The sequence below is a fragment of the Streptomyces sp. DG1A-41 genome (genome assembly GCF_037055355.1).
In the GTDB taxonomy this organism is placed as follows: Bacteria; Actinomycetota; Actinomycetes; order Streptomycetales; family Streptomycetaceae; genus Streptomyces.
In genome coordinates, this window is the sequence record NZ_CP146350.1 from 938,416 (window position 1) to 962,554 (window position 24,139).

Annotated in this window: 15 protein-coding genes and 1 pseudogene; 5 read left to right on the forward strand and 11 right to left on the reverse strand. The window is 70.3% G+C overall.

Features of this window, described 5'->3' with window-relative positions:
• Nucleotides 1-28 precede the first annotated feature (28 nt).
• Genes V8690_RS04465 through V8690_RS04500 form a run of 8 tightly spaced genes read right to left on the reverse strand, consistent with a single transcriptional unit; the run spans nucleotide 29 to nucleotide 14,260 of the window.
• On the reverse strand, nucleotides 29-6,892 hold the full coding sequence (locus V8690_RS04465; protein WP_338776000.1) for a DUF4157 domain-containing protein: 6,864 nt from the start codon (nucleotides 6,890-6,892) through the stop codon (nucleotides 29-31).
• Nucleotides 6,889-7,209 (reverse strand): hypothetical protein, encoded by a 321-nt coding sequence (locus V8690_RS04470; protein WP_338776001.1) that lies wholly within the window; start codon nucleotides 7,207-7,209, stop codon nucleotides 6,889-6,891. The genes V8690_RS04465 and V8690_RS04470 overlap by 4 nt, the downstream gene beginning before the upstream one ends.
• Complete coding sequence (locus tag V8690_RS04475; RefSeq protein ID WP_338776002.1) at nucleotides 7,200-9,212, reverse strand: ATP-binding protein; 2,013 nt, start codon at nucleotides 9,210-9,212, stop codon at nucleotides 7,200-7,202. Before V8690_RS04475 ends, V8690_RS04470 begins: the two co-directional genes overlap by 10 nt.
• A 33-nt stretch (nucleotides 9,213-9,245) precedes the next feature.
• Nucleotides 9,246-10,253 (reverse strand): Pvc16 family protein, encoded by a 1,008-nt coding sequence (locus V8690_RS04480; RefSeq protein WP_338776003.1) that lies wholly within the window; start codon nucleotides 10,251-10,253, stop codon nucleotides 9,246-9,248.
• 33 nt (nucleotides 10,254-10,286) lie between these two features.
• Nucleotides 10,287-11,033: a hypothetical protein gene (locus V8690_RS04485; RefSeq protein WP_338776004.1), complete on the reverse strand. Its 747-nt coding sequence runs from the start codon at nucleotides 11,031-11,033 to the stop codon at nucleotides 10,287-10,289.
• Complete coding sequence (locus V8690_RS04490; RefSeq protein ID WP_338776005.1) at nucleotides 11,026-11,805, reverse strand: hypothetical protein; 780 nt, start codon at nucleotides 11,803-11,805, stop codon at nucleotides 11,026-11,028. Before V8690_RS04490 ends, V8690_RS04485 begins: the two co-directional genes overlap by 8 nt.
• Before the next feature lie 32 nt (nucleotides 11,806-11,837).
• On the reverse strand, nucleotides 11,838-12,362 hold the full coding sequence (locus V8690_RS04495; protein WP_086173538.1) for a phage tail protein: 525 nt from the start codon (nucleotides 12,360-12,362) through the stop codon (nucleotides 11,838-11,840).
• A gap of 32 nt (nucleotides 12,363-12,394) precedes the next feature.
• On the reverse strand, nucleotides 12,395-14,260 hold the full coding sequence (locus V8690_RS04500) for a phage tail sheath subtilisin-like domain-containing protein (protein WP_338776007.1): 1,866 nt from the start codon (nucleotides 14,258-14,260) through the stop codon (nucleotides 12,395-12,397).
• A gap of 708 nt (nucleotides 14,261-14,968) precedes the next feature.
• Here V8690_RS04500 and V8690_RS04505 point away from each other — a divergent pair.
• Nucleotides 14,969-15,457: a hypothetical protein gene (locus V8690_RS04505; RefSeq protein WP_338785248.1), complete on the forward strand. Its 489-nt coding sequence runs from the start codon at nucleotides 14,969-14,971 to the stop codon at nucleotides 15,455-15,457.
• Here V8690_RS04505 and V8690_RS04510 read toward each other — a convergent pair.
• Nucleotides 15,423-15,725 (reverse strand): hypothetical protein, encoded by a 303-nt coding sequence (locus V8690_RS04510; protein ID WP_338776009.1) that lies wholly within the window; start codon nucleotides 15,723-15,725, stop codon nucleotides 15,423-15,425. The genes V8690_RS04505 and V8690_RS04510 overlap by 35 nt on opposite strands.
• A gap of 351 nt (nucleotides 15,726-16,076) precedes the next feature.
• Between V8690_RS04510 and V8690_RS04515 the strand changes: the two genes are divergently transcribed.
• From V8690_RS04515 to V8690_RS04525, 3 genes are all read left to right on the forward strand, one after another.
• The gene (locus V8690_RS04515) at nucleotides 16,077-17,300 is read left to right on the forward strand and encodes a transcriptional regulator (RefSeq protein ID WP_338776010.1); all 1,224 of its coding nucleotides are present in this window, start codon (nucleotides 16,077-16,079) and stop codon (nucleotides 17,298-17,300) included.
• Nucleotides 17,301-17,406: 106 nt separating this feature from the next.
• Nucleotides 17,407-18,924: an aldehyde dehydrogenase gene (gene adh / locus V8690_RS04520; protein ID WP_338776011.1), complete on the forward strand. Its 1,518-nt coding sequence runs from the start codon at nucleotides 17,407-17,409 to the stop codon at nucleotides 18,922-18,924.
• Between the two features lie 617 nt (nucleotides 18,925-19,541).
• Nucleotides 19,542-19,889 (forward strand): DUF6281 family protein, encoded by a 348-nt coding sequence (locus V8690_RS04525; RefSeq protein ID WP_338785249.1) that lies wholly within the window; start codon nucleotides 19,542-19,544, stop codon nucleotides 19,887-19,889.
• Between the two features lie 235 nt (nucleotides 19,890-20,124).
• On the opposite strand, the pseudogene V8690_RS04530 reads toward V8690_RS04525, so the two are convergent.
• A pseudogene (locus V8690_RS04530) lies at nucleotides 20,125-21,060 on the reverse strand (ATP-binding protein); the annotation flags it as partial.
• A 478-nt stretch (nucleotides 21,061-21,538) separates the two neighbouring features.
• A complete protein-coding gene (locus V8690_RS04535; protein WP_338776012.1) occupies nucleotides 21,539-21,802 on the reverse strand; it encodes a hypothetical protein in 264 nt (87 codons plus the stop codon).
• Between V8690_RS04535 and V8690_RS04540 the strand changes: the two genes are divergently transcribed.
• Entirely contained in the window at nucleotides 21,789-23,909 is a 2,121-nt protein-coding gene (locus tag V8690_RS04540; RefSeq protein ID WP_338776013.1) for a transglycosylase domain-containing protein, read from the forward strand. The genes V8690_RS04535 and V8690_RS04540 overlap by 14 nt on opposite strands.
• Nucleotides 23,910-24,139 lie beyond the last annotated feature (230 nt).

Here is a 24,139-nt window from a genome sequence, read left to right on the forward strand (position 1 = left end):
ACGAAGCTCATATGTACGCACGCGACCCTCACTTATCCTTGTGGAGTTTGTCCCAGCCAATCATCCCGGCCCGGTTGAGCATCTTGAGGCGGTCAATCGCCAGTTGCAGTTGCGGCAGCGACCTTGGCCCCTTACTCGCCTGCCGTTTCCGCATCTCCAATATGAAGTGATACATACCACTGAACTCGCGCCCGAATTGTGCATCGCGTTCTTCCCGAATATGCTTGGCCAGGCCTTTTGACACATTGAGCCATTTGCTGATTTCTGTGTCCCCGTAGGTGTTGATGTAAAACTTGCCCTTCTCATCCTGTTGCGGTGGTTTGATGTCGAGCCCGACGGTCTTGCCGGTCGAGGCGGCACTCAGCCGCTTCCAGTGGCTTCGCTTCTTGCCTGTCTTTCCGTGTTCCTTCTCATACCGGCCGTAGGTGGAGCGTATGTAGGTCGGTATGTCCGCGATAGGTCCTGAATTGCCGAACTTCACCCGGGACTCGTACCAGACAGGCTTGTTCTTATTGGCGCGCCAAGCGGGCATCTCCACACCGCGCTCGAGGTCCTTGTTCACCCCGCGGCGGGCGGGAACGAGATTGTTGTTGCTGTTTTCCCCGCCGAGGCGATCGGGGAGGAGATGCGCCCTCAACCAAGCCCCGCTGTCATTCCCCCGGAGATTGTTGGCGGGATTTGTTATGTAGGCCCAGCCCGGCGGATTCGCACCTCCGGGTGGGGAACCCATCGGGGTTCGCTTACGGCTGAGGAACTCCGCGCTGATCGTACTCGCCCGGCTCGAATTGAACCTGGGGAGTCTCGGCTGCGGCAGGTCGTTGGCCGGTGGTGGCGCCCCAGGCGGATTGTTGTACGCATGCGGCTGTGACCGAGGCTCTGAATAGTCGCCACCCAGCACGGGGAGAGAGGACTTCAGGGATGCCACGACGGTGAACGGGTCTCCTCCGACGGGTTCGAGCCCCCTGAGCCGGTAGTAGAGCTGATACGCCTCCAGGAGAGCGAGGTACGACGACTGGGGGACGCCGTGCTCCATCGTCCGGTGCAGCTTGGGCCGGATTCGGGCGACGATCTTGGGCAGCCGATCGTCCTTGGACTCCTCCTCATCCTCCTTCTTCTTGTCCTTTTCCGCCTTGGACTTGGGCCTGCCCGGGCCGTCCTTGCCGGGGCGCGGTCGTGATGTGCCGTCGCTCTTGTTCTTGCCGTCGGCGTCCTTCTTCCCTGATCCGTACCCGTCCTTCTTGCCCCCGTCCGAATCGGTCTTGTCTTTCTTGCTCGATCCGTCCGTACCCTTCTTGTTCGACGTGTCGGTGTCTTTCTTGCCGCTCCCGTCCGAGTCGGTTTTGTCCTTGTTGCTGTCGGGCCCCTGGCCCTTGCTCTTGTCGTCCTTGGTGGTGTCCTTCTTGGTGCTGTCGGGGCCGTCCGTCTTGTCGCGCTTGGGCGTGGTGGACTTCGGTGACGGTGTCGGCTGGGTGTCCTTCTTGTCGTCCTTGTTCTCGTTCTTGGGGTTGCCGTTCTTGTCCTTGGACGTGGGCGGTGTCGGCGTGGTCGACTTGTTGCTCGGGGTGCTGTTCTTGCCCTCGGTCTTGTCGTTCTTGTTCGTGGGGCCCTTGGGCTTCGTGGGCTTGGGGGACGGGGCCTGAGTGTCCTTGTCCTTGGGCTTGGCCGGCGCGTCCTTGTCCGTCGGCTTGCTCGGGCCGGCCTGGTCCTTGGGCTTGGCGGGAGGGGCCTGGTCCTTCGGCTTGCCCGGACCGTCCTTGTCCGTCGGCTTGGTCGGGCCGTCCTTGTCCTTCGGCTTGCCCGGAGCGTCCTGGGACTTCCTGTCCGGTGGCGTCGTGGACGTCTGCGTCTTGGGCGGTGTCGACGAAGGCGCGCCCTCGTCCCCGCCCTGCCCGTCCTTCCCCTTGTCCGTGCCGCCGCCCTTGTCCTTGCCCAAATTGGCAGCCACGCCCTTCAACCGCTGGCCCACCTTCGACACGTACTTGCCGATGCCGCTGAGGAGCAGCTCGTAGGCCATCTCCAGCAGGACGACGACGCCGGCCGCGATCGCCTTGGCGAAGAGGACGCCCGCGCCGCCCTGGCGTACGGACTTCAGCCAGGTGATGAGGGCACCGACGGCTTTGATGATCTCGCCGAGTGAGCCGATCGCGGCCTGGATGGCCTCCAGGATGGCCGCGCCCCAGCCGGCGCCGGGGATCAGCTTCGCCAAGACCTTCGTGATGACGATCTCGCCGATGATGAAGGGGAGTTGGGGGACGATCGCGTCCCACACCTCCTTGGCGATCTTCTCTAGGGTCCAGCCGCCCTTCATGAGCTTGTTCCAGACGGCTTCGGTCAGGCCGGTGATCTCCTTGACCTTGTCGTTGAACCACTGCTTCACGGCGCTCTTGACCTCGTTGAAGAGGTGGTTCTTCGCGCCGTCGTACGCGGAGTTCTTCGCGCCGCTCAGCCAGCCGCCGGGGTCGGACAGGATGTCGACGAGGATCATCATGAACTCGCCGAAAGCGGCGATGAACTTCGTCGCGAAGTCGAGGACCGCCTTCAACGCGTCCTTGCAGGCCTTCAGGACGTCGAGGAGCATCTTCTTCAGGACGTTCAGGATGTCGCTGAGAAGCTTCGCGATGGACTCCAGCAGATCCTTCATGATCTGCTTCAGCGCCGCGGCGAGCTGGGTGACGAACGCGAGCGCCGCGTTGATGAGATCCGTGATGAACTTGCGGATTCGGCGGCCGATTTCGATGATCGCTTCGACCAAGGACACGACGAACTCGATCAGGTCCTCGATGAACTGCTTGATCATCTCGACGATGCCCTCGCGGGCCGCGTTGATCCAGCCCTCGACCGTCTCCTTGAAATTCTTCAGGGCCTCGACGATCGCCTCGCGGGCGTCCTTGATGATCTGGACGACCTTGTCCCGCAGCTCGATGAACTTCTCTTTGATCCATTCGAGCGTCTTGGACAGCCAGCCCTTGGAGTCGTTGACGTTCTCGTCCTTCTTCTTCTCCGCGTCCTCCTCGGCCTTGTCGCCCTTGTCCTTGACCTCCTTGTCGCTGGTCTCCTTCTGCTTGTCGACGTCCTTGTCGGTGTCCTCCTCTTCCTTCTTGACGTCGTCGCGGATCTTCTTCTCACGGTCGGACTTCTTCGTGCCGAGCTTCTTCAGCTCGTCGTCCTGCTCGGCCGTCCAGTCGGAGCGCTGCTTGTCCACGTCCGTCAGGACGCCCTCGCGCTTGCCCGTCTGCTCCTTGGTGTTGGACTGGACTTCCTTGTCGACCTGCCGCTTGTGCTTCTCCTGGGAGGTGCGGGTGTCCTGGGTCTTCTTCTCCCGACCCTTGCCCATGTCCTGGCGGCCGTCGCTGAGAGCCTTCTTGAACTGCGGCTTGCGCTCATGCTCGGCCACTTCCGAGGCCGCTTCAGGCGGTACGGCACCGGTGCTCGCGCCGCCCCCGCCGACACGCGACTTGCCGCCCTGCTCGGCCGGCACCTTCCCTTCGAGCCGTTCCTTCGGCGCGTCCGGGTAGACCTGGTCCTCGCCCATCTTGCGACCGGCGTCGTCGGCGCCGGTCTCGGCGGCCTCCTGGCTCTTGTCGTCGGTGTTGCCGCCCTGCTCCGTGGCCTTGTCGTCGGCCTGGCCCTGCATGTCGACGCCCGGCGCGGTGCCGTTCTGCGCCTCCTTCATGGCCTCGTCCTTGGTGGGCATCCCGGCGAACTGCGCGGCCAGATCCTCCGCCGTCACATCGAAGCCGAGCCAGTCGCCGATCCCGCCGATGGCGTAGCCCACCATCATCCCGACCTGGTCGAAGAAGTCGGGCTCCTCCATCTCTTCGGCTTCGATCTTGCCTTCCGGCTGCTTCTCGCCCTTGACCTCGGCCTTCTCGTCCTTGGCGTCTTCGGCGCGCTGGGCCTTGTCCTGGTTGTACTGCGCCGCCTCCTCGGCGTCCGGCTTGCCGTGGAGGGTCTTCGGAGCGCCAGAGGGGCGGTCCATGGCGGGCGGCTTGGACGCCAGCTGCTTGTGTTCCTTGCCAACGTCCTTGTCCACGGCGCCGCCGACGCTGTCCATCGCCTCCACGGCCTGGTGCGGCTTGAGGTTCGACGCGGCGGAAAGGCCCTCCTCGGGGGAGCCACCGGAGAGGTCCGGCGCCGCCTTGGACGCCTTCTTCGCCTTGGCCGCGGAGGCCTTGCCCCCACCCGTGGAGCCGCCCTTCGAGGCGCCGCCGCCACCGCCACCACCGCGTGTTGGCGCGGGAGTGGCCCGGGAGCCGGAGTCGGCCCCGCCTCCGGCGTCGGCCCCGCTTTCCGCCTTGCTCTCCGGCTGCGGAGCCTGCTCCTTCGGCTGCTCCGTCCGCGCCTCCTGGGCCCTCGGGCCCGGCTTCTCCGTACGAGAGGAAGAGCGGGACTCCGTACGCGAGCCTGAACTCGCCGTGTTCGAACCGTAGTTGCCGCTGTCCGAAGACTGACTGGAAGTCGAGCCGGACGTCGGTGTCGCACCGGTATCGGCCGAGCTGCCGAAGTCGGTCGTGCCGCCACCGGACGTGGACCCCTCCGAAGTGCCGCTCCCGCCCTGGTCCTTGGGCCCCTTCGACTCCTGCGGACCGGGGGACTCCTCGGCCTTCGCCGCTCCCGTGGCGCCCTCGTCGGAAGCCGCCTTCTCCCCCTCGGCTCCCTTCGTGCCCGTGTCCGACGGGGACGCGGCGGCCGAGGTGTCGGAACGGGCCTGCGCGGAGCCCTTCTCGCCGCCGCCCGAGGACTTGTCGCCGGGGCCACCCGCGGCGGGCGTGCCCTTCTCCTCCTTGGCAGCCTTCTCGGCCGTATCGCCGCCCGTCTCCTTCGAACGGTCCTTGGCCTCCTGAACGTTGGCCTCGGCCGCGGCCGGGCCCGCCTTGGGATCGTCGCCCTGTTTGGGGTCCTTGGAGGCGACGCCCGGGGCGGGCTTCGGCTCGTTCTTCTCCTCGGGGTCGAGCTCGCTCTCCGTACGACGCGACTGCTCCGCCGCCTCCTCCTCCTCGGCGCCCGGCACGGGCGGGGAGTCGTCGGTGCCCGGGTCGTCCTTCTCCGCCGCCGCCTCGCGCTCGGCGTCCTCTTCGTCCTCCTGCTGACGCTGTGCCTGCACCTTTTCGGCCCTGGTCGGCGGCGGGGCAGAGAAGGAGGGAGTGGGCGGGGCGGAGTTCCCGGCGGACTCGTCGATCTGGTCGGAGGTCGGCACGCTCGACACGTCGAGGTCCTGCTCGGGAAGGAAGTCCTCCGGCCTGAGTTTGATGTCCCAGGCGCTCTGCTCCCCGCCGCCGACCTCCACCTCGGAGTCGCCGCCCTGGCCGGGGGACTCCTCCCGCTCCTCCTCGCCCTCCTGGTCCTGGGCGCGGGCCCCGTCCAGCATGCTGGCACGGCCGGGGAACCCGTCGTCCTTCCCCGTGTCCGTGGGGGTGCCCTCGTCGCGGCCCGGCTCGTCCTTCTTGGCCGCCTCGGCCGCGGCGGCGCTCTCGCGGGCCTTGGCGGCCTCCTCCTCGGCGTCGGCGCGCGGGCCCGCCGCCTCCTCCTGGCCGGCTTCCTTCTTGCCCTTCTCCTCGGCCTGCTTCGCCCCGGCGCGGTCGCCGTCCTTCCCGCCGCCCTGCTTCCCCTTGTCCCCTTTGGCCTGCTGCTGCCCCTGCTGTCCGCTCTTCTCCGCGCCGGACTTCGCGTCCTGCTTCCCGGACGCCTGCGCTCCGGCGTTCCCGCCGAACGTGGCATCCTGGGACCCCTGCTGCTGCCCCGACTTCTGCTCCGACTGCGCGGCGGGCGAAGTGGGCTGCTCCCCGTCCCCCTTGGGGCTGGAGGCGTCCCCACCGGTCCGCGGGTCGGACTCCTTGTCGTCCTCGGCCTTCCCTGCGTCCGCGCCCGGAGTGCCGCCCTGCGGGACGGTGCCGCCCGTGTTCTCCGGCGTACTGCCCGCGGCCGGAGCGGTGTCCCCGGCCCCGTCCACGGACTGCTTCTCCGGGCCGGGAGCGGGCCCCGTCCGCTCGGTGCGCCGCTGCTCCTCCTGGGCGGCCTCCTGCTCCCTCTCCCGCTCCGCCTGTACGTCCTCGGCGGTGTCCTCCTCGACCTCCGGAGCGAGCAGGCCGCGCTGCCGGGCGGTGGCCTCGCTCTCCGCCTGGCCGTCCTCGTCGATCTCCGTGACCAGGTCCACCACGAAGTCGTGCTCGGAGGTGAGGAGCCGGTGCTCCAGGCGATCCAGTACGCGCTCCTGAAGCTCCTCCGAGAGCGGGGCCAGGGAGGCGCGCACGCGCTGCGCGCTGTCCGTCGGGTCGGTACGGAGCGACCGGATGACCGTGTTGGCGAGGCGGTCGACCAGCGTGGCGGGGTCGAGGTGCTCCAGTCGATTGCGGTCGGCGTGGACGGTGGTGTAGCGCATCCACGCCGGAGTGCTGGCCTCCGGGGCGACCTCGGGTGCCTGCTCGCCGCGCGCCACGGCCTGGGCGGTGTCCTCGGCGGCGCGCTCGGCCGCCTCGTGCGGCGCGCTGACCTGGCCCAGGTCGCGGCCGGCGGCCAACGTGCCGCTGGCGACAGGGTGTTGGATCGTGTGCAGCAGCTCGTGCGCGAGCAGGGCGCGGCCCTGCTGCGTGCCCGGCTGGTACTGGCCCTCACCGAAGAAGATGTCCTGGCCCACCGCCACCGCGTCCGCACCCAGCATGCCGGTGAGAGCACCCGCGTCGCGGTCGGTGTGCAGGCGTACGGAGCCCAAATCGTGGCCGAGCTGCTCCTCCAGCTCCCGGCGCACACCGGCGTCCAGTGGCTGCCCGGCTCCGCTGACGATGTTCTTCGGCTCGGACGCGCGGTTCTTCGCCGCGCGCTCCTTGCGTTTGCGGCGGCGCTCGGCGGCGGCCTGCTCGGCCGCCTGGGAGTCCTGGGAGGCGGAGGTCGTCATCGCGTCACCTCCCCACGGCCCGAAAGCCCCGCGTGCACCGCGCGGGCCAGCTCCTGGCCGAGGCGGCGCGCGGACAACCCGGCGGGCATCGGGGGCAGTCCCGACACGCCGTCCACCGACACGGCGCCGTCCGCAGCCAGCGGCACGCCGTGTTCCCGTACGAGACGGGTCAACTCCCGCTCGAACGAAGCCGATACGCGTCGCGGGTCCACGGACGGGCCGAAGCCGTCCAGGACCAGCTCGCCGATGTCGACGCGGATCTCGCGCGGCTCGGGACGACCGGCCGCGCTCTGCCGCTGGGGCCTGTTCACACCCATCCGCGGACCTCCCCCGGTGTCAAGGAGCGTTCCAGCTTGAGGTATTCGGTGCGGGCCGCGGCGAGCATGTGCCGCATCTGCAGCCGGTCGCCCTCCTCGGCGGCGAGGAACGCGCCGGACAGGGCGATGTTGCGGATCGAGCCGCCCGCGACGGTGAGTTGGGCGAGGAGTTCGGGATCGATGCCCTTCGTCGGGGTCTGCGGCGGCAGTACCCGGCGCCAGATCTCCGCCCGCTCGTGCTCCGCCGGGAAGGGGAAGTCGACGACGAAGCGGATACGACGCATGAAAGCCGTGTCCAGGGCCTTCTTCATGTTGGTGGTGAGGATGGCGAGACCCCGGTAGGCCTCCATCCGCATCAGCAGGTAGCTGACCTCGAGGTTGGCGTACCGGTCGTGGCTGTCCTTGACCTCGCTGCGCTTGCCGAAGAGCGCGTCGGCCTCGTCGAAGAGCAGGAGCGCGCCGCCTCGTTCGGCGGCGTCGAAGACCTTGCGGAGGTTCTTCTCCGTCTCGCCGATGTACTTGCTGACCACCTGCGACAAGTCGATGATGAAGAGATCCAGGCCCAGCTCCTTGGCCATGACCTCGGCGGCCAGGGTCTTGCCCGTGCCGGAGCCGCCCGCGAACAGGGCGGTGACGCCGAGGCCGCGCCGCAGCGTCGCCGCGAACCCCCACTCCTGGTGGACGGTGGCCCGCTGCCGCACATGCGCGACGATCTCCCGCAGCACGCTCGTCTGCCGGTCGTGCAGGACGAGATCGCCCCAGCCCGCCTCGGGCTCGATACGGCGGCCCAGTTCATCCATCCCGATCCGGGCCTCGTTCAGCCCGGCCCGCCAGGCGAGCCCAGCGGCGTCGAGTTCGTCCTCGCCGGGCAGATCACGGCGTACGGCGGCAGCGGCGGAGCGCACGACGTGCGGCGGCAGCTCGAACTGGGCGACCAGCGATCGCAGTTCGCTCTCACCGATGTCGACGACGTCCCGGAACGCGCCTACCCACAGACCGAGTTGCTCCTCATCGTCCAGGCGCGGCACGGTCACCCGCTCGCCGTGCGGTCGGTCCGAGTGCCGGGGATCCCCGCTCGACACGACGACGGGAACAGCGGCCCCGGTCAGGAACGCGTCGGTGGCCGCGTGCTGGTCGCGGTCCAGCTCGCCGACCTCCACGAGCAGCGCGGCGGGCAGCAGGATCGCCTCGCGCTGCCACAGACGGGCGAGCCGGTCGCGCTCCGCCGCGTCCGTGGGGATGTCCTCGGCGCTCATCGCGTACAGCCCGAGCCCGGACCGCGCGGCCGCCGCGGCGGCGATCTCGGCCCGGCTCGGCAGATCGCCGCCGACCACCTCGACGAGCAGCGGCGCGTCCGGGCGCGCGGCGGTGGTCCAGCCGGCGGCGACCCGGCTCGCGGCCAGGTCGTACGACGGCGGCAGCTCGTCGGGCACCGGGGTGCGGCGCAGCTGGCCGTGCAGCCGGGCGTCCAGGTAGGGCGAGCCGAGCAGGAAGTGCAGGATGCGTTCGTCGAGCCGCAGCCGGGACAGCGTGAGGCGCGACTCGTCGTCCAGTTCCACGATGCGCCAGCGCCGCAGCGGTGCCACGGGGGTCAGGGCGCTCCAGTGCGGCTCGGCGAGGGCGGCCAGGGCGAGCGAGAAGGTGGGGTAGGCCCGCTCCGGGTCACCGCTCGCGGCGGCGCAACGGGCGGCGGTCGTGGGGTCCAGCTCGTAGGCGGCGGTGAGGAGTACGAGGTCCCGTTCGAAGGCCGAGAGACCGAAGCAGGTGACGAGCGTGTCGAGGGGGGCGGTCGCGGGGGCCGCCGGGTCCTGTACGTGATCGACGGCTGTGTCACGACCGGGGGTGCCGTCGCCGGACTTCGATGCCGTGCCCGTTTCGGCCGTGCCAGGTCCGGCCGCGCGCGCCGCGTGGTTGTCGACACGGGCCAGGACGCGCCGGATCTCCGCGGTCAGCGTCGGGCTGCCGCCCGGTGCGCCCGCCATGCCCGTCCGGTGTGTCCCCATGTCCTCGCCTGCCCCCGTTGTCCCCATGCCGCCTCAGCTCTCCGCGCCCTCGGAGCCCCTCGCCGAAGAGGAGCCCGGCGACGATTCCGACGAGGAGTCCGAAGAAGGCGCGGCACCCGTGCTCTTGGCCGCGCCACGCGCGGGCCTGGCCGTCTGCGCCGCCTTGCCGGCCTGTGCATCCTTTCGGGCGCGGGCAGGTGCCTTGGCCGAAGTCTTCGCGGGCGCCGTGGCCGCGGATTTCGCGGGCGCCTTGGCCGCAGCCTTCGCAGGCACCTTCGCGACCGACTTGGCGGGCGCTTTATCACGCGCCTTCCGGACGTGCGCTTCTCCCGAAGTCCCGCTCTCCGCGGGAACGGGCTCGGGAGCCGGCGCGCCGCTCTCACTGTCCCGCGGCGCCTCCGCCCGGCTGCCCGGCGGCACCGGTGCCCCGGGCGCCCCGAACGGCAGCACCCGCGCCGTGAGCCGCTCCACCGGCTTCGCCGGCACCGGCGTCTCGCGGCCCTCGATGAAGACGAGGGCCGCCTGGTAGACCACCGACAGGGCGTACGGCGTCTGGTGAAGCATCCCCCACAGCTTCGACGTCTCGTCGATGTCCATCACCGTGGGCGTGAACCGCACCCGTTGCGCCGCCTCCGCGAGATCGCTGCCCGCCAGGTGCGGGAGTTGACCGGTCTCTTCGATGACGTCCTTCGGCAGAATCGGTGTCTCGTGCAGGGTTCGCACCACGGAGCCGATGAGCCGCTGCCCGACCAGGGTCGTCTCGTCGCCGTACGCACTGATGAGGTAGTGCAGGTCCAGGGCGGCGGCCGGCCGCTTCACCAGCGTGCCGTCGGACGCCCGGGTCGGCAGGTCGTTGTTGCGCATCGACGTGTTGGGCGTGACCTGGTAGAGGAACACGTTGAGGGTGGGGTAGTCCGGCGGCTCCGTCGGCGGCTTGTGCGGCTCCACCTTCACGGCCTCGTCGAACTCCGGGCCCACGTTGGACGCGAGCAGCAGGGCGAGGGCCTGGGTGACATGGGCGATGGCGAGTGCGTTGCTCATGAAGTCGGTTCCTCGGTTCCTCGATCCGTCATGTCACTCCCGCCCCCGCGCCAGATAGTCGGCCAGGCTCAAGGTCACGCCCGGCCGCTCCCTCGACGACGTACGCTGCCGGGCGCCGCCGGACGGCGACGGTCCCGCCGTCACCTCCAGCCGCCCGATCTGCACCTGGACCACCTGCTCGGGCGCCCGCGAGGGCCGCCGCGCCGCTGCCTGCCGTACGGCGTCCCGTGCCGCCGCGGTGTCTGCGGCGCTGGGCCGCGCGGCCGAGGCGGCAGCGGGGGATACGGCGTCCGTGCCCGGGGGGATGGGCACGGACGCCGTGCTCTGGGGTGCGCCCCGCTCCGTGCGCCCACGGCCCGCCGCCCGGTGCGCGGCGTCGGGTGTCGGCCGCGACTGCGCGGCGACGGGTGCGACGGGGCGCAGCAACTGCGCCTCGGGCAGTGCCCTCGGGGCCGGCCTCGGCGCCGGGTCCGCGGCGGCGCGTTCGGTGTGTACGACGGTCCGCTCCCGTTCCGTGTGCGTCCGGGGCGCGGCCGCCGATGGACGCGGTGGCTCTCCCGGGCGTACGGCGGACGGTGTGGCGGAGGGCCACAGCAGTTCGGAGCCGTCGTCCGGCTGCGGCGCGGTGCCGCGGACCGCGTCCACCCGCTCGAACGGGCCCGGCAGTCGGGGCCGTACCCGCACCACACCCGCACGCGGACCGGCGACAGCGGCCGGAGCGTGCCGGGCGATCAGCCGGTCGAGGAAGTCGGGAACCGGCGCCCCTTCGGCGTCAGACATCCGCACACAGCTCCAGGTAGTAACGGCGCCGCAGCGGGCTGAGCGCCAGGATCTCCGGCTCGCTCCAGCCGTAGGAGGTGGCGAGCAGATGGACGTCGAGCAGCAGGTCCCGGGCCCAGGCGTCCAGTTCGGTCCACAGATAGGAGGCGATGTCGAGTTCGGCCCGGGTGGCCTCGCCGCACCCAGGGCAGGCGACGTTGAGCGTCACGTCCGCCCCGGGGTCGGCGGCCTCGACGGCCTCGGCGATCCGGCGCTGGACCGGGACGGGCAGGTCACCGGCGGCCACGGCCGCCCCGTCGCGCACCGCCGAGACCAGGCACCGAGCGAGCAGGGCCCTGCGCGGGTCGGCCGCCCGGGCCGCCGCTGTCAGGTCGGCGACCCCGGGCAGCCGGAACTCGACGTCCCAGCCGTCCTGCCGCACTCGCACGACGGACCCGGCGGACGAGTCGCCCCCGTCCACCGCACCTCCCTGCCGGTCGACCGGACCGCCCCGCCCGCCCAGCGACCGAGCGAACTCCCCGGCGTCCAGGTCGAACTCCATGTCCTCCCCGCACGCCGAGCACGCCAGCTGTACCTGCATCCGCTCCCCGAACAGGGCCCGGCGCAGCGCGAACAGGTCGGCCTCGCGCTCCCCCACCGGCAGTACCGGCAGGCTCGCGGCGTCGGCGTCCGGGCGGGCCGTGCGGTGCAGCAGCAGGGCGCGCCCGTTCGGTGCCTCGGCGAGGCCCGCCTCCCAGGTGGCCAGCAGCTCGGCCGCCCCGGTGATCGCCATGTTCTCCCCCCGCTTCCTCAACTGGCCCTATGTCAGGCTGGGTTGAGGAACGACGGCTCCTGCGGCTCGGGCACCTCGTAGTCCCGCTCCCAGCCCTCGCACTCGAGCTTCAGCGACTGGATGGCCACCGCGTTGGCGTTGGCGTCCAACTCGCCGAGGACCTGGTACTCGCTGGGCCAGGTCCGGTAGAGCTTGTGGGAGACGGCGACCTGGCCGGCCTCATTGAGGACCTGGATGACTATGTCCTTGCGGAAGTCGGCGAGGGACACCTCGGAGCCGAGGCCCGCGCCGACCTGCCAGACCTTGTTGGCCCAGCGGTCGAACTCGGGGTCGTGGGTGACCCCGCGCTCCAGGGTGATGCCCTCGAACTCGGAGCGGCCCGGCGACTTGCGGGGAGACGACGGGTCGCCTCCGTGCCGGTGCTTGACGACTTCCGTCGTCCGCTTCAGGGGACTGATCTTGCTGATGCCGGCGACCGTACGCCCGTCCCACAGGACCAGGAACTTGAAGTTCTTGTACGGGTCGAAGCGATGCGCGTTGACCGTGAACTCAGCCATCGGATTCCTTCAGTTCTCCACGATTCCCGCGCCTAGAGCGCGAACTGCCCGGACGTCTGCTGGATTTTGACGATCACGAACTCCGCCGGCCGGACCGGTGCGATGCCGACGAGCACGTTGACGATGCCGTTCTCGATGTCCTCGGCGGTCGTGGTGTCGCTGTCGCACTTGACGAAGTAGGCGTCGCGGGGCGTGCCGCCCTTGAAGGCGCCCTGGCGGAAGAGGGTGTGCAGGTACGAGGAGGCGGCGAGCCGTATCTGCTGCCACAGATTCTCGTCGTTGGGCTCGAACACCACCCACTGGAGGCCTCGCTGAAGGCTCTCCTCGACGTGCAGGGCGAGCCGCCGCACCGGCACGTACTTCCACTCGCTGTCGAGGGCGTCGGAGCCCTCCAGCGTGCGCGCTCCCCAGACCACCGGGCCGGTCACCGGGAAGGTGCGCAGGCAGTTGACGCCGAGCGGGTTGAGCAGGCCGGTCTCGCGGTCGGTCAGGTTGACCGTGAGCGAGTGCACGCCCGCGAGCCGCGCCTCGGTGCCGGCCGGGGCCTTCCACACGCCGCGCTCGGCGTCCGTACGGGCGATGACGCCCGCGACCGCGCCGGACGGCGGGAAGGAGCGCAGCCGGCCCGTGAGCGGGTCGGTGAGCTGGAGGTGCGGGAAGTACAGGCCCGCGTGGTTGCCGCGCACGGCGTCGAAGGCGGCGAGACCGGCGCGTGCGGTGTCGACGCTGACCCAGGTGCTCGGCGCGTCGACCAGCAGGAAGATCCGCCTCTCCTGGCACAGCCGCTGGGCGGCCGAGACGACGGTGACGGCGTCCTCCGTCTTCTCGTAGGCCGCGAGTTCGGGCAGCACGAGGAGGTTGACGTCGGCGACGCCGCGCAGCGCCTGGATGCCGGTCTTGTCGCCCTCGCTGCCGATGAGGTCGCGCGGGCCGGGCGCCTCGCCGTCCTGGCCGCCCTCCAGCGGGAAGACGGGCGGATTGACCGAGGCCTCCAGGCCCAGGTCGTTGGCGCACTCACCGAGGAAGCGGACGACGTCCTCGGGGTCGGTGGAGCCCGCGACGACCTGGACGCGCCGGCCAAAGGCGGTGACCTCGGCGCCCGCGAAGGCGTGCTTGCCGGGCGCGTCGGGCAGGGCGCGCAGCTTGCGCTCCAGCAGCAGCGCCAGCTCGGCGACGGAGTGCGGGGCCTCGCCGTCGCAGTCGGGGTCGTAGAGCGTGAACTCCCGCTCGACGTCGCCGATCTTGACGGTGAGGTCCATGGCAAGGTCGGGCAGTTCGTTCCCGAACGGCTTGGAGACGGTGCCGGACGGGTCGGGGCGGCCCTCCCCGACGACCTCGACGCGGATCAGCCGGGAGCCGGCGTTGACGACGGTCTGCACGTACCGCCCGTGGGACGGGTCGGTGGACAGGCCGGTGAAGGTCTCGCGGGCCTCGCCCTTGGCGTCGTGGACGCGCAGGTTGAAGGTCTCGTCGGGGCAGGGCGTGTCGTAGTCGACGGCGACGCGCAGACCGTTGCCCCACACGCCGGGCTCCTTGGCGTGCACCTTGAGGACGTCGCACTCGCTGTGGCCCTCGGTGGACTCCAGCGTGACGCAGGCGGCCTTGCCGCTGCCGGCCTTGGCGACGCGGACGATCACGGCGACGGTGCCGCCGTTACCGAAGAACTGGTGAACGGCGTAGCCGACAGCGCTCTGGGAGCTCAACCCCCCGAAGCGGCGCTCGAACTCGGTGAAGCTGGTGACGCGGACCGGCTCGTTGAGCGGACCGCGGCGGGTGTGGCCCACGAAGGCGGTCACCGAAGTGGTCAGGGTCGAGATGGTGCGGGTGCTGCTGGGAAGCTCTTCGACGTAGACACCGGGATACGTCGGCTTGGCGGCGCTCACTGCACTCATCGGCATTCCCCCTCCTATCCCTGTATCGGGCACCGGATGAATGCACCAAGAGAGGTGAGGGAGAGACGTTCCGGCCGTGCGCGAGGACTCGGTCCCCGCCCGTCGGCGGTGGACACGCGCGCACCTCATCAGTTCCCCCGTCAGTACCCGTGCGGTTCGGTCGCACGGGTCAAGCAGCGCGCTTGTGACTCCTGATGCTCAAGTGCTCAACCCACCTTGCTGAGTTCGAAGTTGACCGAACAAGACGGGTTCTGGCCAGCACAATAGGAGGTTTTGTGAAGGCAAAATTCCGCGATCCGCACATCCCGCCCGCGCGCCCTCGCGGACTGGCCCACACCTCCTGCACAGCGGCGGTGATCGCCGGGCGGAGGGCACACCTGGACGACCCCGCATTTCCGGCACCGGCGCCACATCCGCCCGGCGCGCCCCCCAGGTCCTCCCCCGGTCGTCCATCCCTCGATGGCCGGTTTCAGCGGGGCGGCATGGAGGCGCACGAAGTTGATCGATGCCTTACGGGATCCACCTCCGAGTGCCCCCTTTCGACCGGGACATGCCCGACCCAAACGCCAGACCGCGCCACCCCTTCCGGGGCGTAGAAATATCTACGAGCATGGCCAGTGCCGGATCGGCACGCGGAGCCCGAGGCCCCGCGGGTCACCGGCCCGTGACCAGCGTGCGCCCGTCGGGGCGCGGCCGACTGTGCCTGGGGTGGCCATGCAGAGCGTGATGTGGAAGCAAGCCGTCGAGTGGCTCGCCGCGGCCGCCAGGGACCCCCAGGAGTGCAAGCGGGAATGGGACTACGGCACGGGGACGGCGCTCGTGGAGGCGGGGCGGTACTGGGACGTGCTCAGCGTCCCCGACCGGCTCGGCCTGCTCGCCCTGGACTATCTGTGGCGCGACCCCCTGAAGGTGCCCGGACCCACCCTGGTGGACTGCGCGGCACGCAGAGTCGGCTTCTTCCTGCCACCCGACCCCGACAGCGAGTGGATCGGTTCCGGTGTCCGGCACGTCGGCCGGGGCTCCTGGGTCGCCGTGCCGCCGCCGTACCGGCCCGCCGGGCGTCTGGAGTGGCTGGTCCCACCGGACGGCACGGGCAGCCTGCACGCCCCGGGCACGCTGGAGTCGGCCCTGCGGGAGGCCACCGAGGCCCTCGCCGTTCTGGCGCCGGTCAGCGCGGAGCACGCGGTGGCCGACTGCTGGTGAGGCGAGTGCCGTCGGGGGCGGCCGTCCCCGGGTGCCGGCCGGCGGTCCATGTGGTGAGGGCGGCCCAGGTCTCGCTCGCGGACGGGGCCGCGAAGGAGACCCACTGGCCGTCCCGGTGCCCCGGGATCGCGTGGCCCCTGGCCTGCCACTCGGCGACGAGCGCCGCGTAGATGGGCGGATGACCCCCGTATCCGCTGGTGAGTTCGGCATACGACCGGGGAGCGGCGTCGTTCCCGAGAGGGCGCCGCGCCGTCTCAGTGCTGTCCATGCCAGGGCAACGCGCCGCGGCGCGCCGGTGATACGCGGGCCGGCCCCGTCCGTCGGGTCGAGTGAACCCGTCACCCGTACGGCGGCACGCGGACACCGGACAAACATCCGGTCGGGCGGTCGCCCGTTCCGGCCGGGTCGTTCCCGGGCCGGTCGGTCGCAAACACGGCCGCCCGGATGATCGACAACGCTCGGCAACGCGCTCACTCCCAGCGAGGGCGTCCGCACAGCTCGCATTCCGACGCTCTCCTCGACCCGGCCGTACGCGTCCGGTAACACTGACCTCAGACCGAGGACCCTGTCGGCACCGCGCCCGCAGCCGGTCCTCCCGGTACGACGGCAGGGAGAGGCCATGTCACAGCGCCCTGACCTCCGGCAGCGCAGGGCCGTGCTGGAGCACGAGTGGTCCCGCTGGGTGCCGCGGCTGAGCGTCGCGGGCGCGCGGCCGGGCGGGAGCGCGGCGTTGCGCCACGAGGTGACCGAGTCCTGGGCGCGTTCGCTGAGCAGCGTGGACCCCGGGCGGGACAGCGCCCCGGTCACCGACGGCGGCCCGGTGCACCAGCGCTGGACGTCCTCCCCGCTGTACCGGCCGGTCTCGGACCTCGCCGGGGAACTGCGCAGCATCGCCGAGGACGCCGGGTTCGTCACCGCGGTCACCGACGAGTCCGGCACCATCCTGTGGACCTGCGGCGGCCCGACCATGCGCCGCCGGGCCGAGCGCGTCAACTTCGCGCCGGGCGGCCGGTGGGACGAGCAGGCCATGGGCACCAACGCCCTGTCCCTCGCCCTGCGCACCGGCCGCCCCAGCTCCGTCTTCTCGGCCGAGCACCTGGTGTCGGCCCTGCACGGCTGGGTCTGCTACTGCGCCCCGGTCCACGGCCCGGACGGGCGCGTCCTCGGCGTACTGGACCTGTCGACCACCTGGGACCGTTCGCACCCCCTGGCCATGTCCACCGTACGCACGCTGGTGTCCACCATCGAGGCCCGTCTCACCACCGAACAGCCCCGCTCGGGACAGGTGCGGCTCACCTGCCTGGGTACCGAACAGGCAGCACTGGACGGCCGGCCACTCCCCCTGCGCCCCCGCCAGGTGGAGATCCTCACCCTGCTCGCGCTCGAACCCGGCGGCTTCTCCCCGGAGCGGCTGCGCGCCGCCCTGTACGGCGACCGGCCGGTCACCGCGTCCACCTTCAAGGCGGAGATCTCCCACCTGCGCCGCGCCCTCGGCGGCGGCATCTCCCCCCGCCGCTACGCCCTGACGATCCCGGTCTCCTGCGACGCCGCCGACGTCCTGCGCGCACTGGAGCAGGGCGACACCGACACCGCCCTGCGCCTCTACGGCGGCCCGCTGCTCCCCCGCTCCGAGGCACCCGGCGTCGAGGAGTGGCGCACCCGCCTCGAAGTGGCCGTACGCGAGGCCGTACTGGCGAGCACCCGCCCGGAACACGCCCTGCGCTACGGCGAACGGGCCCCGTACGACGCGGAGATCCACGAACACGCGCTGCACCTGCTCGGCCCGGACGACACCCGCCGGGCGATCGCGCGGGGCCGCCTGATCACGGCCCGGCGCGACTGACGGCATGTCACGGCGCCAACCTCGCGCCAACCTGCCGGGAGCACAGTGGGATCGTCACGACGGCGTGAACTGTAGCCCGCCCGTCAACTCACCGAGGAGAGCCGCCATGGTGTACGCGCAGCCCGGAACGGACGGCAGCATCGTCACGTTCGCCCGCCGCTACGACAACTTCATCGGCGGTGACTGGGTCTCCCCCGTCGAGGGCCGCTACTTCGAGAACCCGACCCCCGTGACCGGCAAGGTCTTCTGCGAGGTCGCCCGCTCCTCCGCGGCCGACGTCGACCTCGCCCTGGACGCCGCGCACCGGGCGGCCGGCCAGTGGGGCCGCACGTCCCCCGCGGAACGCGCGCGTGTCCTCAACAGGATCGCGGACCGCGTCGAGGAACACCTGGAACAGATCGCGGTCGCCGAGACCTGGGAGAACGGCAAGCCGGTCCGCGAGACGCTGGCCGCCGACATCCCGCTGGCCGTGGACCACTTCCGGTACTTCGCCGGTGTCGTCCGCGCGCAGGAGGGCAGCATCGCGGAGCTCGACGCCGACACCGTCGCGTACCACTTCCACGAACCGCTGGGTGTGGTCGGCCAGATCATCCCGTGGAACTTCCCGATCCTCATGGCCACCTGGAAGCTGGCCCCCGCGCTGGCCGCCGGCAACTGCGTGGTCATCAAACCGGCCGAGCAGACCCCGGTCAGTCTCCTGTACGTCATCGAGCTGATCGCCGATCTGCTCCCGCCGGGCGTGGTCAACGTGGTCAACGGCTTCGGCGTGGAGGCGGGCAAGCCCCTGGCCTCCAGCCCGCGCGTGGCGAAGGTGGCGTTCACGGGCGAGACGACGACCGGCCGCCTGATCATGCAGTACGCGAGCGAGAACATCATCCCCGTCACGCTGGAACTGGGCGGCAAGAGCCCGAACATCTTCCTGCCCGACGTGATGGCCGCCGACGACGACTTCCTGGACAAGGCGGTCGAGGGCTTCGTGATGTTCGCCCTCAACCAGGGCGAGGTGTGCACGTGCCCGTCCCGAGCCCTGATCCCCTCCTCGATCTACGACGACTTCATGGCCCGCTGCGTCGAGCGCACCCGGGCCATCGTCGGCGGCGACCCGCTGGACCCGGACACCATGATCGGCGCGCAGGCGAGCAACGACCAGTACGAGAAAATCCTCTCCTACCTCGACATCGGCAGGAAGGAAGGCGCCGAACTGGTCACGGGCGGCAAGCCCCGCGCGGTCCCCGGCCTCGATGGCGGCTACTACATCGAGCCGACGATCTTCCGCGGCACCAACGACATGCGGATCTTCCAGGAGGAGATCTTCGGCCCGGTGGTCTCGGTGACGACGTACGACTCCGTCGACGAGGCCCTGAAGATCGCCAACGACACGCTGTACGGCCTGGGCGCGGGCGTCTGGACCCGCGACGGCAACACCGCCTACCGCCTGGGCCGCGAGATCAAGGCGGGCCGGGTGTGGACCAACTGCTACCACGCGTACCCGGCACACGCGGCGTTCGGCGGCTACAAGAAGTCCGGCATCGGGCGCGAGACGCACAAGATGATGCTCGACCACTACCAGCAGACGAAGAACTTGCTGGTGAGCTACTCACCGAAGAAGCTGGGCTTCTTCTAGGCGCCGAGAAGGGCGCCTGACCTGGGCGGATGCCCGTCAGGCGCCCTTTTGTCCGGCCCTTGGTCCCCAGCAGTCTGAGCCGGATCTGCCGCACGCCGTACTTGAGCTCGACCGTCGTGGACGTGCGCGTGTTCACTGCCGCTCTCCCTCACCTCCTGCTCTTCACACGACGGGAGCCGCGCGCGGAACGTTCACTGCTCGGCCTGGAGTCACATGGGCGACAGCATGGGCGGGCGCAAGGCCACCGGGTGGGGACTGTCACGCGGTGGGGACGGGCTGCCCACCGACGCGGTCCCGGAGCTGAGTCGTCCTACGGCCTCTGCGGTCGGCACATACAAGCACCAACCGGAACAGGCCGTGCCAGCAGGGCATCTCAGGCTCGTGGACGACTGCTGGGCGCCAGCCATGGCTCGCCCGTCGGCGCACAACCGTGAACAGCCGTCCGGCGCGTAAGTCGCGCCGGAGAAATTCGGCTTCGTTAAGGTGCAAGACGATCGCGAGGACTCTCGGCCAGGGCGATGTCCTGACCCTGCGCAGTATTTACCAGGCAGTCCCCATGGGAGGCGTCGATGAGATGGTCCGGGAGCTCCGCGGGTCTGCCGCTGCTGATGGCGGCCATGGCCGTGGCGGCTACGGCGTGCACGACGAGCAACACCAGTGACGGCGACGGGTCGGCGTCCTGCGCCTACCGGATCCTGCATCAAAACCGGACATACGAGGACGTCACAAACGTAACGTTCACGGTCGGCGGGAAGCTGGGCACCGCCACCCAGCCCGCGTGCGACGACACAGGCGGCCAGGAAGAGACCCTGCCGGCGGACACGATGACGGCCTACGAGGTGAACGGCGTCCCACCCGAGGTGGCCATCGCGGTCGGCGACACGCCTGCGGACGCGCGGCTCGTTGCCGTCTACTCGCACAAGGAACTGCCGCCCGAGGTGCAGAAACTGATCGACGGATCCTGACGCCGGTGCGGGCGGCGCCACCGCCCCGCACCAGCCCGGCCTGCTGCCGCGGCGCTCGAACACGGCGAAAATCACGCTGAGGGCCGTCGCCGAGTTCCCGATCTTGCAAGCGGCTCTCGAAGTGTCCAGCGCGTTCAGCACCGGTTCGTACTGCTCCAGCCCGGCCACCCACCGGCGGTCCGCCGAGGCCGTTGCGCAAGCAACATCGATCGGTCGGTTCGGTCTCGTTGTAAGTGCTCGCGACCTGGTCGATCTCCGCGACGCTGCTGGGCGGGGACGGGGCACTCAGGTCGCCGGCGGTGACCGCCCGGCAGTGCCGGGAGAGGTCCTCCAACGGCGCGGCCGGCACCCGCCCCTGCGGCGGGCGACGAGGACGGCCGCCGTCAGCGCGAGGGCGCCACCCCAAACCTCCTGTCGGCGAGGCCGTGGTGAACGGTGCGTCTCGTGGTACCGGGGTGGTGTCCGGCAGCGGGAGCGCGACGGTGAAGACCGCGCCCGGCCCTTCGCTGACCTCGATCGTGCCGCCGTGCTGCTGGGCCAGCCGGTGGACGAGGGCCAGCCCCAGCCCGCGCCGGGCGGTGCCCCGGTCGGGCCGGGTCGACCAGCCGTCCTCGAAGATCGATCCGGCGGCACCCGGCGGGATCCCCGGGCCGCTGTCCGCGACCCGCACCAGCACCCGGTCGACAGCCTCGATCAGGGAGAGCTCGACCTCGCGCCCGCCCGCCGGGGCCGCTCCGCCGGCCGCGGCGTCGATCGCGTTGTCCAGCAGGTTGCCGACGATGGTCAGCAGCCGGCGCAGATGCGGCGGGTCCTCACCGAGCGCGGAGTCGTCGCTGAGCACCACCCGTACCCCGCGTTCCGCGGCCACCGTGGTCTTGGCGACGATCAGCCCCACGAGCAGCGCGCTGCCGATGCGTTCGCGTACGGACTCCGTCAGCGCCTGTTCGGCACCGGCCGCCTCGACGGCGTACTTGAAGGCGGCGTCGTGGTCGCCGATGTCCAGCAGCCCGGCCACGGTGTGCATACGGTTGGTGAACTCGTGCTGCTGGGCACGCAGGGCGTCGGTCAGCCCGCGCACCGAGTCCAGTTCGCGCAGCAGCCCGATCAGCTCGGTGCGGTCGCGGACGGTGACCACCGCGCCCAGTTCGCGGCCGTGCAGCGCCACCGGCATCCGGTTGACCACCAGGCAGTGGTCGTCGGTCAGCACGCGGAGGTCGGTGCCGGTCAGGGTGCCGTCCAGGGCGCGGCGCAGCCGCCCGTCCGGCAGCACCTCCTCCAGTCCGCGGCCGAGCGCCGTGCCGAGGCCGAGCAGTTTGCGGGCCTCGTCGTTGACCAACGGTGATCCGGCCGTCGGGATCGAAGGCGATCACGCCCTCCCGGACGCCCGGTCGGAGGGCCTGATCGAAGTATCGAGTCGGTCAGCCGGAGGCCATTTCGTATCGATGGAGCGGTCAACAGGGCGCCAAGCAGTCGCCTCTGCCCGGCATGGTCTGCTTAGGCTCAGCTTGGCGCCGGTCCCTCGAACCGACACAGAAGCAAAAGCGGTGGGCCGTTCACCTGCACGGAGCCTTCTCACCCGCACGCACGGTCACGCCTCTTACGACCGATTTGGGCATGCGAATCTCACTGAAGGCGACAAGGATGAGCGATTACCGTAGCGAGCCTCCTTCGCACCAGGACCCTGCGGGCGGACAGCCCGGGATGACCCGAGCGGAGATGCGCAGGGCCGCCCGGACGGCGAACCGGCGCTCGTCGCGCAGGACGACGGCGAGACACGGACCGGGCGGGCGACCGGCCGCTTCTTCCCGGCGCGGGACGTCCGGGAAGCGGCGGTTGATCGACTTTCCGCGGGCGGGCAGGCGCGGTGTGCGGCGCTGGCTGCCGTCCTGGAAGCAGGTGTTGACCGTCCTCATGCTGCTCTTCGGCGGCATGGCCGGCGCGATCGGCTTCGCCTACGTGACGGTGGCCGTTCCGAGCGTCAATCCGAACACACAGCTCCAGAACAACGTGTTCTACTGGTCGGACGGTTCGCAGATGGCCAGCGTGGGCCAGGTGAATCGGCAGAACGTGAGCCTGTCGCAGGTTCCGTCCGATGTGCAGTGGGACTTCCTCGCGGCGGAGAACGCGTCCTTCTACACCGATCCGGGCGTCGACCCCCAGGGCATCCTCCGGGCGCTGTACCACATGGCGGAGGGCGGCCAGGTGCAGTCCGGGTCGACCATCACGCAGCAGTTCGTGAAGAACACCTACCTCAGCCAGGACCAGACCCTGTCACGCAAGTTCAAGGAGATCATGATCTCTTTGAAGATCGGAACAAAGCTCAGCAAGCAGCAGATTCTCCAGGGCTATCTGAACAGCAACTACTACGGCCGCGGGGCCTACGGCATCGAGGCCGCCGCCCAGGCGTACTACCACCTTCCGGTGGAGAAGCTGAACGTCAGCCAGGGAGCGTTCCTGGCGGCCACGGTGAACGAGCCGAGCGTGATGATGAACGCCGACGACCCGCAGGCCCGCCCCCAGGCCACCGCCCGCTGGAAATACGTGCTGCACCGGATGGCCGCCATCGGGAAATTGAGCCCCTCACAGGAACAGCGGTATCTGAGGGCGGGCTTCCCGGTGCCGAAACCGATGTCCCGCTCCGGCTCGCTGAGCGGGCAGGTCGGCTACCTGGTACAGACCGCCGAGCAGTACGTCGAGCAGCACTCGTCCCTCACCGAACAGCAGCTGAACCAGGGCGGTTACCAGATCCACACCACGTTCGACAGGCACCAGGTCGCCGAGCTGAGCTCCTCGGTGGCCAGGATGCGGGGGCAGCACCTGGACCCCAAGAACCGGCCGGCGGACCGGAACGTGCAGGTCGGTGCCGCCTCCGTCGACCCCACCACCGGAGCGATCGTGGCCCTGTACGGCGGTGACGGCTGGAACAAGGGCCACTACACGGACAACGCCAACAGCTCGGGCGTGCCGGTCGGTTCGACCTTCAAGCCCTTCGATCTCGCCGCCGCCCTGGACCACGGCGCGGTCCTCTCCCCCGGGCAGCCGCCGTCGCCGATCACGCCGGAGAGCAGGTTCGACGGCGACAACGGCATCGAGATCAAGAACCAGCAGGGCCAGTACCTGCCGGACGGCAGCGACCCCACCGGGCTGCTCCATCAGCAGAACGACGTCTCCACCAAGTGGGGTTACATCACCCTGCGCAAGGCGATGGAGCAGTCGGTCAACACCCCGTACGTCCAGCTGGGCGAGTACGTCGGGTACGGCAACGTGGAGAACGAGGCAATGGCGGCCGGCCTGCTGCGCAGCAGCCTCCAGTACGACACCGCCGGCTTCTACATCGGCACCTCCACCCCGTCGGCCATCCGCATGGCCGACGCCTACGGCACCTTCGCCGCGGACGGGGTCCACCACGAGCCCTACTCGGTCACCAAGGTCCTCGACGGCGGGCGGCAACTCCCGGGTTTCACCCCGCCCGCCGGCAGCCGGGCCATGCCCGCCTCGACCGCCGACACCGTCACAAGCGTGCTGCGGGACGTGGTCGAGCACGGCACCGGCACCAACGCCCTGGCCCTCGGACGACCCGCCGCGGGCAAGACCGGCACCACGGACGACTACAAGTCCGCCTGGTTCATCGGCTACACCCCGCAGCTGTCCACGGCGGTCACCATGTTCAAGGAGGGCTCCGGCAACTCGGGCCTGCGATCCATGTCCGGAGTCGGCGGCTACAGCAAGGTCTTCGGCGCGGACATGCCCACCCAGGTGTGGCTCGGCTACATGTCCGCCGCCCTCCAGGGCCAGCCCGTGAAGTCCTTCCCCCGGCACCGCCACTCGGCAAGGGAGCCGACGAGAACGGCGCTCCGTCCGCCACCCCCTCGGCATCCCCGACCGAGTCGCCCTCGAGCACCCCCTCACCCACCACACCGGCACCGTCCCCGTCCCTCACGCCGTGCAGCGACATCCCCGGCGGGTGCACCTCCCCCACCGCTCCCACACCCTCCCCCTCGCCGACCAGTCCCGGCCTGACCGGAGGTCTCTTCGGCCCGGGAGACGGCAAGCAGGGGAACGGTGGCGGGCCATCACCACACCGATGACCTGGGGCTCCGGCGCCGGCCCCTCCAGAACGTCTCAGGATGAGGTGCGCAGGCGGCGGATCCTGATCCTTACCGCTTTCACACTCAGAAGTGAAGAAACTATGACGAAACCGCAATAACCTGTGTGCGTTCAGCGACCGTTGTCGGCTTTTGCAGGTGCTT